Source organism: Flavobacterium sp. (assembly GCF_035195345.1).
Lineage (GTDB): Bacteria > Bacteroidota > Bacteroidia > Flavobacteriales > Flavobacteriaceae > Flavobacterium.
Window position 1 is genome coordinate 301,635 of record NZ_CP136574.1, and the last position, 13,446, is coordinate 315,080.

Below are 13,446 nucleotides of genomic sequence, written 5' to 3' on the forward strand. Positions count from 1 at the left end.
AACTTTGAACTTGAAACTTGAAACAAATTTATCCTCCTACGCGTTTTGTTTTGAATCCTTTATCTTGTAGTATTTTCATGATTTTATCACGATAATCACCTTGAATGATGATTTCACCATCTTTAAACGTTCCACCAACCGCTAATTTACTTTTTATTTCTTTTGCTAAGATTTTAAAATCTTCGTCTTCGCCTTCATAGCCTGAAATAATCGTAGTAGGTTTTCCTTTACGTTTCTCATATTTGCAAATCATTGGTTCCTTTTGAACGAATAATTCATGGGGCGTTTCTTCGATAGCTTCTGGTTCGTTTGAAACTTCGTGGTCAGGGAAAATTTTTTTTAATTGTTCGCTTAAATCCATTTTTAATAAGTTAACAAGTTCTATCGTAACAAAGTTAGTGTGTTTTATGGTAGATTTTATAAAAAACAAAAAAGACATCAAGAAAACTCAATGCCTTTTCTATCTATTATAAAATTATTTACTTTTTAATCAAACCTAATTCTACCAAACGTTCGTATAAGAAATCACCAGCAGTGATGTCTTCATATAATTTTGGATTGTTTTCATCGATGCATTCTGGTAAGCAATTTAAACTCATGTCGCTTATAGGGTGCATGAAGAAAGGAATTGAATAACGAGAAGAACCCCACAATTCTCTTGGTGGATTTACCACTTGGTGAATCGTTGATTTCAACTTATTGTTGGTGTGTCTTGATAACATATCCCCAACGTTAATCATTAATTCGTCTGGCTGTGCCATAGCGTCAATCCATTCTCCGTTGTGATTTTGTACTTGTAATCCTTTTCCTTGAGCACCCATTAATAAGGTAATCAGGTTGATGTCGCCATGTGCTGCTGCACGAACGGCACCATCTTTAGGCTCGTCAGTAATAGGCGGGTAGTGGATTGGACGTAAAATACTGTTTCCATCTTTGATGTATTTATCAAAGTAGAATTCGTCTAAACCAATGTAAATAGCTAACGCTCTTAACACATAAACCCCTGTTTTTTCTAACATTTGGTACGCTTCTTTACCTACTTCATTGAATTTAGGTAATTCTGTTACTTCTACGTTATCCGGATATTCGCCAGCATATTTTGAATCTTTGCTAACGTATTGTCCAAAATGCCAAAACTCTTTCAAATCTCCAGCAGAGCGACCTTTAGCATGTTCTTTTCCAAAAGAAACATAACCACGTTGTCCGCCAATGCCTGGGATTTCGTATTTTGCTTTGGTTTCTAAAGGAAGTGTAAAGAAGTTACGCACTTCGGAATACAATCCTTCAACTAATTTATCATCTAAAAAATGACCTTTTAATGCTACGAATCCGATTTCTTCGTAGGCTTTTCCGATTTCATTTACAAATTTTTGTTTACGTGCCGGATCATCCGACAGGAAATCACGTAAGTCAACACTAGGAATTTGTTGCATACTTAAGCTTTGTTATTATTAAATCATTTAGGGTAGTAACCCAAGTGAATACAAATGTAATTAAATATTTTAATTGTGAATGAGTAAAGTTGTTAACATTGATGGGGGATTTTGATCGAAGTTAGGAGTTGGGAATTTGTAACACAGATTAAAAAAATGCAAGAAATCAAAATAATCTTTTATGAACTTTTGAATACAAAGAAATTAGCATAAAAATCTTATATGACTTTTATGTTAAATGTTACACAGAGACATTTTATTTTAATCTTTTATTTTTCTTTTGCGCTCATTGCGAAAAAACTTTGCGACTTTGCGTTTAAAATTACACAGAGTTACACAGAGTTTTTTTTTAAATACTTTGTTTTAAGAGAGCTACACAGTTTCCTAAGCTTCGGTTGTTCAACTTTAATGATTAATTCTTTGTTCTCTTTGCGAAATAACTTTGCGACTTTGCGTTTAAATTTGAACTTGACCTTGTTCTTGCTATTGATATTTGTCTTATCTTTTTTTATAACAATTCACTTTCAAAATGTTATTTTTATTACTTTTGAGCAAAATTTAATTGTTCCACTATCATGAACTTTGAAAGAAAAGAATTATCAAATCCGCAACTACTTGATTTATATAAGAAAATCTTAAAACCGCGTTTGATTGAAGAGAAAATGTTGATTTTAATCCGTCAAGGAAAAGTGTCAAAATGGTTCTCTGGAATTGGGCAAGAAGCTATTTCTGTGGGAATAACTTCGGTTTTGGATAAAGATGAATATATTTTACCTATGCACCGTAATTTAGGTGTGTTTACTACTCGTGATATTCCGTTGCACCGTTTGTTTTCGCAATGGCAAGGCAAGAAAAACGGATTTACTAAAGGTCGTGATAGAAGTTTCCACTTTGGAACGCAAGAATATAAAATTATTGGAATGATTTCGCATTTAGGTCCTCAATTAGGGATTGCAGACGGAATTGCTTTAGCCAATAAACTAAGAAAAAACGGGAAAGTTACCGCAGTATTTACAGGTGAAGGCGCTACTTCAGAGGGCGATTTTCATGAAGCATTGAATATTGCTGCTGTATGGGAATTACCGGTTTTATTCGTGATAGAAAATAATGGTTACGGATTATCAACACCAACAAACGAGCAATACCGTTGTGAAAACCTTGCCGATAAAGGTGTAGGTTACGGGATGGAAAGTCATGTGGTTGACGGAAATAACTTGTTAGAAGTAGTGCATTTGATTTCGGAATTAAAAGCATCTATGGTAGAAAATCCGCGTCCAGTGTTATTGGAGTTCAAAACGTTTAGAATGCGTGGACATGAAGAAGCAAGTGGGACGAAATACGTTCCTCAAGAATTGATGGACATGTGGGCAATCAAAGATCCAGTAGAGAATTATAGAAATTACTTAAAAGCTACAGCAGTTTTATCAGAAGAAGATGATGAAGCAATCCGAGCAGAAATTAAGAAAGAAATTGATACCGATTGGGCAAAAGTGCAAGAAGAGCCAGAAATTGTAGCTTCTTTGGAAGAAGAATTAGGTGATGTTTATCAACCTTATACGTTTGAAGCATTCAATCCTTCTTCAGAAGTAGAAAATATCCGTGTGATTGATGCGATTTCGAATGGTCTACGTCAGTCGATGGAACGCCATGAGAATTTAGTTATCATGGGACAAGACATCGCCGAATACGGTGGTGCTTTTAAAATTACGGACGGATTTGTAGCGCAATTTGGAAAAGAAAGAGTTAGAAATACACCTATCTGTGAAAGTGCTGTCGTTTCAGCGGCTAACGGATTATCTATCAACGGATTTAAAGCAGTAATGGAAATGCAATTTGCGGATTTCGTTTCAACCGGATTTAATCCAATCGTAAATTTACTAGCAAAGCAACATTATAGATGGCAAGAAAAGTCGGATGTAGTGGTGCGTATGCCTTGTGGTGGTGGTACGCAAGCAGGACCTTTCCATTCGCAAACTAACGAAGCTTGGTTTACCAAAACACCTGGTTTAAAAGTAGTGTATCCTGCGTTTCCTTATGATGCAAAAGGATTATTGAATACCGCAATTAACGATCCAAATCCAGTATTATTCTTCGAACACAAACAATTGTATAGAAGTGTTTATCAAGATGTGCCAAAAGATTATTACACATTACCTTTTGGAAAGGCATCATTGATTAAAGAAGGAACGGATGTTACAATAATTTCGTTTGGAGCAGGTGTTCATTGGACTTTAGAAACGTTAGCAAAAAATCCAGAAATTAAAGCAGACTTATTAGATTTAAGAACATTACAACCAATGGATTGGGATGCGATTTACGCTTCAGTTAAGAAGACTAATAAAGTGATTATTTTACAAGAAGATACTTTATTTGGTGGTGTTGCTAGCGATATTTCAGCTATGATTATGGAAAACTGCTTCGAACATTTAGATGCTCCAGTTAGAAGAGTTGGAAGTTTAGAATCGGCTATTCCGTTTATGAAGTCGTTAGAAGATCAATATTTACCAAAGGTTAGATTTGAAACCGAATTAAAAGAGCTTTTAGCTTATTAGATTTTTAACACATAGCATCATAGATTTTATACCGAGGATCACAGAGTTTTTATTGTAGTGGATTGCGTTGAGAGAGTTACACAGAGTCGTTTAACTTATTTGAGTTTTCTAACCGCACAGTTTGTCTTGCTGTTAAGCATTTTTTGATTATCTGTCTTCGTCCCAAAATAGATTTACATCGACTCATACCAACTAAATTTGGAATGAATTATGGCTTCTTTTTCCTTTTTTAAATAATCCAAATAGGCTAGGGCAGCAGGGTTGTGGTTTTTGCCTTTCACCCAAATTAAACTCCAATTGGTTTTAATAGGTAATCCTTTTAAAGGTATAATTTGTAATTCATTGTTTTGTATCTCTTTACGAATACCAATTAAAGGCATGATTGAATAGCCTAAACCTGCTAAAATGGCTTGTTTGATAGCTTCATTAGAAGTAAGTTCCATCTTTTTTTCAATTTTAATGGCATTTTGATCAATAAAACGTTCCATAGTTTGGCGTGTTCCAGATCCACTTTCTCTAAACAATAACGGACGGTTTTGTAAGATAGCTTCAATGTTTTTTTTCTTACTAAAATCCTCCTCCATATTGCCTACTAAAAACAATTTGTTTTGCATTAAATCTATTTTTTCAACTTTAATCTTCTCAGGCAAAATAGAGACCAAGGCAAAATCTACTTCATTGTTTTGTAAACTTTTAACCACTTTATTCTTGTTTGTAACATCCATTTCTAATTGAACTCCTGGGTGCATTTTTAAAAAGTCAGCTAAAAAATAAGGCATTACATATTTTCCTGTAGATACTACCGAAATTTTAATTTTTCCAAAAAGCTGTCCTTTATACGCTAAGGTTTTATAATTGATTGTATTTACTTGTTGTAAGATTTGCTCGGCCGCCTCTGCAATTTCTTTTCCAAAATCAGTCACATATATCTTTCTTCCTACTACTTCTGTTAGCGGAATTTCAAATTGATCTTGAAAATTTTTTAATTGAATGGATACGGCTGGCTGGGTCAAATGTAACTCTTCCGAAGCTTTAGTAACACTCTGGTTTTGCACTACTTTCAAGAATATTCGCAACTGGTTTAATGTGTAATTCATTAATTAAATTTATATATAACATTACAAATATAAATAAAAATATATAAATAATTATCCTAAAATTTGCAATAGAAATCATTTTAAAAGCAACATCTAAGTTATGAGAAAGATAATAATACAAATTATTTTGATTTTATGTGTAGTAGTTGAATCATTTTTGATTTTTAAGATATTAATTACACCGGCAATTATTTATCAAGAACTTTATACTGGACTTGCCATTTTGATAATGTTAGTAATGATTCGATTAATAAATAATTTAACCAATATTGCGTATGGAAACCCTGAAGAAAATTAATTTGTTCAATGGTGAATTCAATTCGTTTGAAGCACGTGAAATATTACTAGATATGTGCAATAAAAACATCCATTTTAATAAAGTCCAAAACTTTAGTTCTCAAGTTCGTTTTGGTGAAGAGGATGAAAAAGCCTTGCATCGTATATCTCAATTAAGAGAAAGTGCAGAATCCATCTCTGATATTTTGCAAGATGCTAAAGCAAATAATAGAAAACTAAAGATAAAATCGTTTATTGAAATCGAGTATGAAGATTGATTCCGATTTTTTTTCTGGTCGTCGTTTGCTTATTGTTACCAAGCATCAAAAGGAAACCGTTATTGCTCCTTTACTTGAAGAAGCATTGGGAGTACAATGTGTAGTAGCAAAAGACTTTGATACCGATAGTTTGGGTACTTTTTCGGGAGAAATATCTAGGCAAGAAGATGCTTTAACCACGTTAAGACAAAAGTGTTTGGAAGGCATGAAATCAGAAAAATTTGATTTAGCTGTAGCAACAGAGGGTTCTTTTGGAAATCATCCTACAGTCTTTTTTGCTCCTGCGAATGATGAATTGATAATGCTTATAGATCAAAAAAATCATCTTGAAATTGTTGAACGTGTTTTGAGCTTAGAAACCAATTTTCAAAGTACAGAAATTCATTCAATCGGCGACTTGTATTCGTTTTTAGATATTGTTCAATTTCCATCGCACGGTGTTATTTTAAAAAATGCTGAGAAAAATTGGACGCGAATTGAAAAAGGTATTTGTGATTTTGAAACCCTTGAAAAAGTATATCACGAATTTACTTCAAGTGGAATGCAGTGCTTCATTGAAACCGACATGCGAGCAATGCACAATCCCTCTCGAATGAAAATTATAAAAGAAGCTAGTTTAAAGTTAATAAACAAGTTGCACTCGGTTTGCCCCGTCTGTTTTTTACCCGGCTTTGGTGTGGTTAGTACCGAAGCCGGTTTATTATGTAGTACTTGTTCAATCCCTACGCGATCTACATCGGCACATATTTTAAAATGTAAACATTGCCAATACGAAACCAAGGTGTGTTATCCAAACGGAAAGAAAACAGAAGACCCAATGTATTGTGATTTTTGTAACCCCTAAAAAAAATGATAAGTAACGATATAAATTTAGCTGTTCAGCATCTCAACAAAAATGGCATCATTGGTTTTCCAACAGAAACAGTTTATGGTTTGGCTGGAAATGCTTTTAATACAGCAGCTATTCATAAAATATTTGATGTTAAAAAACGACCTACGTTTAACCCGTTGATTGTTCATATTAAAGGAATTGAAGATTTAGATAAAGTTGCAACCGAAATCCCATCGATTGCATATGAATTGGCAAATGTATTTTGGCCAGGACCTTTGACATTCATATTAAAAAAGCAACCGCATATTCCTGATTTAGTTACCGCAAATCAAGATACGGTAGCGGTTCGTGTTCCAAATCATCCTATCGCTTTAGAGCTTCTTAATAAATTAGATTATCCTTTGGTGGCGCCAAGTGCAAATCCTTTTACAAGTATTAGTCCCACCACAGCAAATCATGTTGAAGATTACTTTGCAAATCAAATTGATATGGTTTTAGAAGGAGGTATTTGCAAGGCTGGAATAGAATCAACAATTGTAGGATTTAATAATAACAAAGTAGTTTTATATCGTTTAGGTGCGCTCCCTGTAGAAGCCATTGAAAAAATTACAGGATCACTAATTGTATCTAACAAAAAAGAAAAAAAGACTATTACTCCAGGTATGTTTTTAAAGCATTATGCTCCTAAAACTGATTTTATTCTAACTAGAAATGTAAAAGAAGAATTGGATTGGTATTCTGGTAAAAAAATAGGTCTTTTACTTTTTAATGAATTTGAGCCTGATTTTAACCCAACATATCAACGAGTACTTTCTGAAGATGGGGATTTAAAACAAGCGGCTTCAAAATTATATGAGGTACTTCATGAATTAGATAAAATGAATTTAGAGGTAATTATTGCCGAACGTTTTCCAGAGTATGAACTAGGAAATTCGATTAATGACCGATTAGAACGCGCCTCAAAAAAAGACAACATAATAACTAACTACTTAACAACAGAAAATGAATTTTAACTTACTTCTTGAAAATTTAACAAATCCCGCATTATTATATTTTATTCTTGGGATCGTAGCTGTGTATTTAAAAAGTGATTTAGAAATTCCTCAAAATTCCTCTAAGTTTATCTCGCTTTATCTGCTTTTTGCTATTGGTTTTAAAGGAGGACAAGAATTGTCTCACGAAACAATTACTAGTGAAATTCTTTGGTCGATGCTGTTTGGAGTATCAATTGCTATTATAATTCCGTTTTATACTTTTTTTATTCTTAAACGCAAATTAAATGTTCATGATGCAGGTGCAATTGCGGCTGCTTATGGTTCCATTAGTGCTGTTACCTTTGTTACTGCGGTATCTTATTTAGAATCACATCAACTTTCACTCCATGGCTATATGGTGGCTATTATGGCTATTATGGAGTCACCAGCTATTATTGTTGGTTTGGTATTAATTTCAATATTTAACAAAGAGCAATCAAATAAAATTAATAAGGCAGAAATTATTAGACATTCATTCACTAATGGAAGTGTCTTATTAATTATTGGTAGTTTAATAATTGGTTATCTAACGAGTGCAAAAGATGCACAAGGAATAGCTCCTTTTACAAATGATTTATTCAAAGGTTTTTTAGCAATCTTTTTATTAGATATGGGAATTACTAGTGGTAAAAAATTGAAATCTTTCTTTTCTCATGGTTGGTTTCCTTTTGCTTTTGCCTTATTAATTCCGTTAGTAAATGGAAGTATTTTTGCTTGGTTGAGTGGTTTTGTTACAGATGATATTTCTAATCGTTTCATTTTTTCGATACTAGCAGCAAGTGCTTCATATATTGCTGTGCCAGCAGCAATGAAAATAACTGTTCCAAAAGCAAATCCAGGATTATTTTTACCTATGGCATTGGCAATTACATTTCCAGTTAATATAACCATTGGAATGCCATTGTATTTTTTTATTGTTCAGAATTGCTAAATACTGAAATCAGCCTCTTTTAAATAATTTAGAATAGCATATTCTAATAATAAACAAAATAAAGAAGTATTAAATATTAGTTTGTAATCTGCAAAATATTAATGCATAAAAAATAAAAAGCCCTGAATTAATTTTTCAGGGCTCTTTGAATTTAATATTTAACAAAAAAATTATCTAATAATTAGTTTTTTTGTTGTCCGTGCATTGTCTTTACTTACTATATCAATTAAATAGATGCCAGAATTTAATTCTGAAGTATTAATTGTTTGAATTACCGAATCATTACAATCTTTCGAAATAATTACTTTACCCAGCATATCATAAATAATAATAGATTTAATAGTATTATAATTGCTTGATGTTATTGTCACAAAATCATTTGTAGGATTAGGATAAACTATAAATTGATTATTTTCAAAAGTGTTAGTTCCTAATGTTGCTACAAAAGTAGTAGTATAGGTATTTGTTATAATTGCTGGATTAAAATCAAAATAAATTGAAGCTGTATTAGAAATAATATCGTTAACAGCGTAACCTGGTTTTGGTTTAACTTTAAACATAATATATCCTTTTCCAATAGCTGAATTCGCAATTGAAACGGGTAACATTATGTTATTAAATTTCCATGTTAAATTATCTTCAACACGATCTAAAATATAAGAATGACTAGCGCTTACCATTTTAATTGAATTTTCATCTAATCTAGCGTCTAATACATCATTAATTCTTACATTAATTGCGCTTGCATTTCCTGTGTTTTCGAAACGAATGGTGTAATACAAATAATCTTCAGAAGTAAATGAACTGTGTAAAATTTCTTCCCCATGAGACTCCATTTTGTCATTAGGATCATATGCATTAATTATCATTTGAGATGAAGAATTGTTATTATTTTCAAGTAAAATATCATTTGTTAAAGGTATAATTGAAGCCGTATTTGTCAAATATTGTCCTGCATTAACAGTTGGAATTGTTGGTACTTGAAAAGTTACCGTGATTTCTCTATGTTCAAAAGGTAATAAATTAGTAAAATTATAATTAAAACCAGTTGTTGTTGGGTTAGTTCCACTTTGAGAAATATTGGTTATAGTAACATTACTATCATTGTTAAAAGTTACTGTTCCTGATGGAATTGTTTGATTACCAATATTAGCATATATAATTTTATTACTATATGTAAATCCTGGTCGAGGTGAAGAAAATGGTATTATAGTTACAGCTAAGTCATTATAAGATTGTATTACATTGATTGGGAAGTTATAAATATTTATACCAGAACCAGATGTTATATTTACATTACTGTAAGAGCTTGTTGTTAATGAATACATTGCTGCATATGCAGGATCAATTACATAGTTAATATCATATGAATTTGATGAGTTGTTTTCATATATGTTATAAACTCCCGTTAGTGAAGTTACATTGTGAATAGTACCATTATTGTTCTTTTCATATTGAAACTGTCCTAAAGGAAAATTATTTTCACCGTTATCTTGAGTTCCATTTGCATTCGTATCCAAAAATGCATTTAATCGAATCCCCGTACAATCGATTGTTCCTTGTGAGTTTCCGAAATCGCTAATTCTTATGTAGCCTGCAATATTACTAAAATTAGTTACCATAATTAGATAATATTGACCAGCAATAGCATTACTTATAACAGGATATTCAGTTGGTGAAGCAGAATAACTACAACTCACAATATTATTTGTTGTAATTTGCCCATTACAAGGGGTTACAGGATCTGAAAATGGCCCATAAATAACATAATCAACATCTAAATTTGAGTTACTAAAATTTGGATCTACACTTTGTTGAATCATTAAGTTAATATTCCCTGTATTACTAATTGGTAAATAAAACCAAGTTGGATTAGGTGTTGTATTTAAACATCCTTGTGTACCAGTCGAAGAAACATTGATTGTATTTTGAAATGTAATACCCAATGTACCGCATAGTGAATTTGCTAAACTACAAACTGAAGCTAAGTTACAATTTGCATATGTTCGCAAATTAAATGTATATATACTATCACAACTATTAACAATACTTTCTCTAATATAAATAGGAATAGTAGAAGGTTGAACTACAGCTGTAAATATTGTAGGGTTTGTAATTGGATTTTGTTCATTTTCAGCATCACCTTGGGTAGCATAATACGTTAATACATTTGTAGTATTTAATTGTGCTGCAGTTGATGTTAAATTAAAAGTAATAGAACCATTGTTATCTTGATCACATTGTTCCATTTGAGTCAATGCTGCTTGATTGTATACATACCCTGTAACATGCAAGAAAAATACTGAAATATAAGAGTTCATATTTGTAGTATTAGTTACTCTACAATATACTGGATGATTTACTCCTAAACCTACACAATATGGTGAAGAAAGTGGATTAATATTATTATTTGCATCATCATTAGAAGCATGATATGTAACAACATGCTCAGCAGGATTAAGCGTTCCTATCAAGTTTACATCATTAAGTGTTAAGTCAAAACACGCTTGACTAGGCCCGTCTACACAAGCTGAAAAACTTTGCGGTTGACCTGGTTGATTACAAGGAGCCGTCATAAAGGTCATAGTAATAGGGGTACTCATTACATTTGGAGAACAAATAGAAGTTATTGTAACCATTATGTTTGAGCCACAAGGTAAATTTGACAAAGTATATGGCTTTGAAGTTACATTATATTGAGTTCCTGCAACTCCATTATAAGATACTTCAATTCTCCATTCTGCAGTTGAAGTAACATCTTCCCAGAAAATAATTGCAGAGTTTTGAGAAATATTATTTACCCCAGGAAAAGTGGGACTATCACATTGAGCAGAAGCAATGTGAAAAGTAAAAAATAATGAAATAATTAAGAGTAGTGTTTTTTTCATTAAGTTAATTTTTTTAGATTTTTTTTTGCAATTTATGGCTTTTCAGCGAATTAAAAATAAATTATAAATAAAATTATATTTTTTTCATTTTTTAAAGTTTGAAATTTATAAATCAAAGTGATTTATGAACATAAAATACAATTAAAACATTTTTTGTTTAATATAATAATTTCAATAGGTTCTTTAGTTATTTTATTTTATATCGTTTTATAAACAAATGATTTTCTAATGAATTGCTAATTAGTTGTATTAAAGTTTTTTTATCAAAATAATATATATAATAATCAAAATTGGAATACTAAGAACGAAATACAAACCAAAAATTTTTAATAATACTATTCCAACTACTAAAAATAAAATAAAAAGTAATTTATATTGAAAATAATTCATTAATATTTTCCACTCAGCAATTCACCGCCAATAGCTGATTTTGCTTCGATTTCTATTTTTTTCATCATTTCGTATGTTGTGCAAACGGCAGCTGAAGTTACAGGAATACCGCATTCTGCTTGAATTAAATCAATAGCTTCTAACGATGGCATTTGTACACAAGCTGAAGCAACCAAAACATCCACATCAGTTAAATCCAATTGTTTATAAATCTCCAATAAATTCATCGGATTTTGAGCAGCCACTTCTAAATTGTCTGGAATTTCTAAAGCAATACTTTGTTTAACTTTAATGCCTTGGTTTTCAATATAATCTACCACCATGTCGGTTAACGGACGCATATAAGGAGTAATAATCGAAATTTGTTTCGCACCCAAAACCTTCAATCCATTAATCAAAGCTCCTGCTGAAGTAACAATAGGAGTAGGGAAGTCATTTGCCACTGTTTCTTGATGTAAATTCACTTCCGATACACAATGATAACCGCGTCCCATACTCATTATGGCTACTAAACAAGCATAACCCATTACATCTACATGCGCATCTGATAATTCTTGTGCACACTTCAAACTCATAGCATCCATCGCTTCCAATTCTTCTTTGGTTACTTTTTTCATGCGCATTCTACTGCTGTGAAACGTAAAGCGTTCTGGTAAAATGGTTTCGCGTGAACGAAAGATTGCTGGTATTTCGGTTTCCATCGTTACGTTTGAGGATGGAACTATTTGGCCTATTCTGTATTTCATTTTTTTTAGTTTACAGTCTCAGTCACAGTTAGCAGTCTGAAAACTGAAAACTGCGACTGAATACTTTTATTATATTTCCTTAACTGTATTTACTATGGTTCCAATTCCTTCCACAGTAGCTTCAACCACATCACCATCATGCATCCATTCTTGTGGATTTCTTCCTGCGCCAACACCTGCTGGAGTTCCAGTTGCGATAATATCACCTGCTTCTAAAGTGAAAACCGTACTTAAATCTTCAATCAAATCGTTGATGTTGAATAACATTAATTTAGTATTCGAATTTTGTTTTTCAACTCCGTTTACTTTTAGGGATAAATTCAAGTTGTGTGGGTTTTCGATTTCGTCTTTCGTTACTAAAACAGGTCCCATTGGAGCGAATGTGTCTTGACCTTTAGAAACAATCCATTGTCCTTCACGGCGACAATCACGCGCTGAGATATCGTTAATTACTGTATATCCAAATACATAATCTAAAGCTTCCGATTTAGGCACGTATTTACCTTTCTTTGAGATGATTACTGCTAATTCACATTCCCAATCTAATTGTGATGTTAGTTTGGTGTTTTTGATAATTTCTGTATTGGTAGCTGTAACAGTTGTTGGTGGTTTTGAAAAGATAATCGGTTTTGTTGGAAGCTTTCCTGTAGTATCTAACGTACGAGCACTTTCGGCAACGTGTTCGGTATAATTTAAACCAATTCCAATGATGTTTTTTCTTGGTTTTTCTATAGGAGCCAAAATGGTTACTTCGTTCATTTCGTAAGCGATTTCTTCGAAGAAATTTGTAGGTGTTTCCGCAATCATCTCGGTAATTTCTGGAATAATTTCAAATCCCATATCAATTAATTCCAACATATCATTTGGTAATGGAAAATTAGAAATATCACCAAAATCCTGCATATCGATGACTTGGTTGTTATGAATGAAACCTAAACGAGGCTCAGTATCTTGTGTTTTATAAGTAAGTAGTTTCATATTCTTTATTT

General features: G+C 32.1%; 11 protein-coding genes. 5 read left to right on the forward strand and 6 right to left on the reverse strand.

Going from position 1 to position 13,446, the window contains the following annotated elements; translation table 11 throughout:
- Window positions 1-28: 28 nt before the first annotated feature.
- Entirely contained in the window at window positions 29-361 is a 333-nt protein-coding gene (locus RSE15_RS01385) for a translation initiation factor (RefSeq protein ID WP_324069202.1), read from the reverse strand.
- A gap of 118 nt (window positions 362-479) precedes the next feature.
- Window positions 480-1,433: an isopenicillin N synthase family dioxygenase gene (locus tag RSE15_RS01390; RefSeq protein WP_324069203.1), complete on the reverse strand. Its 954-nt coding sequence runs from the start codon at window positions 1,431-1,433 to the stop codon at window positions 480-482.
- A gap of 575 nt (window positions 1,434-2,008) precedes the next feature.
- On the opposite strand from RSE15_RS01390, the gene RSE15_RS01395 reads away from it, so the two are divergent.
- The gene (locus tag RSE15_RS01395; RefSeq protein WP_324069204.1) at window positions 2,009-3,985 is read left to right on the forward strand and encodes an alpha-ketoacid dehydrogenase subunit alpha/beta; all 1,977 of its coding nucleotides are present in this window, start codon (window positions 2,009-2,011) and stop codon (window positions 3,983-3,985) included.
- Window positions 3,986-4,158: 173 nt separating this feature from the next.
- Here RSE15_RS01395 and RSE15_RS01400 read toward each other — a convergent pair whose 3' ends face one another.
- Window positions 4,159-5,082: a LysR family transcriptional regulator gene (locus RSE15_RS01400; protein ID WP_324069205.1), complete on the reverse strand. Its 924-nt coding sequence runs from the start codon at window positions 5,080-5,082 to the stop codon at window positions 4,159-4,161.
- A 275-nt stretch (window positions 5,083-5,357) separates the two neighbouring features.
- On the opposite strand from RSE15_RS01400, the gene RSE15_RS01405 reads away from it, so the two are divergent.
- From RSE15_RS01405 to RSE15_RS01420, 4 genes are read left to right on the forward strand one after another with little or no spacing between them, the layout of a single operon-like run.
- Complete coding sequence (locus tag RSE15_RS01405; protein ID WP_324069206.1) at window positions 5,358-5,636, forward strand: hypothetical protein; 279 nt, start codon at window positions 5,358-5,360, stop codon at window positions 5,634-5,636.
- Window positions 5,626-6,480 (forward strand): DUF6671 family protein, encoded by an 855-nt coding sequence (locus tag RSE15_RS01410; RefSeq protein WP_324069207.1) that lies wholly within the window; start codon window positions 5,626-5,628, stop codon window positions 6,478-6,480. The genes RSE15_RS01405 and RSE15_RS01410 overlap by 11 nt, the downstream gene beginning before the upstream one ends.
- A 5-nt stretch (window positions 6,481-6,485) precedes the next feature.
- Window positions 6,486-7,481 carry an L-threonylcarbamoyladenylate synthase gene (locus tag RSE15_RS01415; protein WP_324069208.1) on the forward strand — a complete coding sequence of 332 codons (996 nt, stop codon included), beginning with the start codon at window positions 6,486-6,488 and terminating at the stop codon, window positions 7,479-7,481.
- Entirely contained in the window at window positions 7,471-8,433 is a 963-nt protein-coding gene (locus RSE15_RS01420; protein WP_324069209.1) for a sodium-dependent bicarbonate transport family permease, read from the forward strand. The genes RSE15_RS01415 and RSE15_RS01420 overlap by 11 nt, the downstream gene beginning before the upstream one ends.
- Window positions 8,434-8,603: 170 nt before the next feature.
- Here the strand turns inward: RSE15_RS01420 and RSE15_RS01425 are convergent, their stop codons facing one another.
- The 3 genes from RSE15_RS01425 to RSE15_RS01435 form a co-directional block, all read right to left on the reverse strand.
- Window positions 8,604-11,321, reverse strand: a complete 2,718-nt coding sequence (locus RSE15_RS01425; RefSeq protein WP_324069210.1) for a DUF7619 domain-containing protein — start codon at window positions 11,319-11,321, stop codon at window positions 8,604-8,606.
- Between the two features lie 389 nt (window positions 11,322-11,710).
- Window positions 11,711-12,457, reverse strand: a complete 747-nt coding sequence (locus RSE15_RS01430) for a maleate cis-trans isomerase family protein (protein WP_324069211.1) — start codon at window positions 12,455-12,457, stop codon at window positions 11,711-11,713.
- A 69-nt stretch (window positions 12,458-12,526) separates the two neighbouring features.
- Entirely contained in the window at window positions 12,527-13,435 is a 909-nt protein-coding gene (locus RSE15_RS01435) for a fumarylacetoacetate hydrolase family protein (protein WP_324069212.1), read from the reverse strand.
- Window positions 13,436-13,446: the final 11 nt, after the last annotated feature.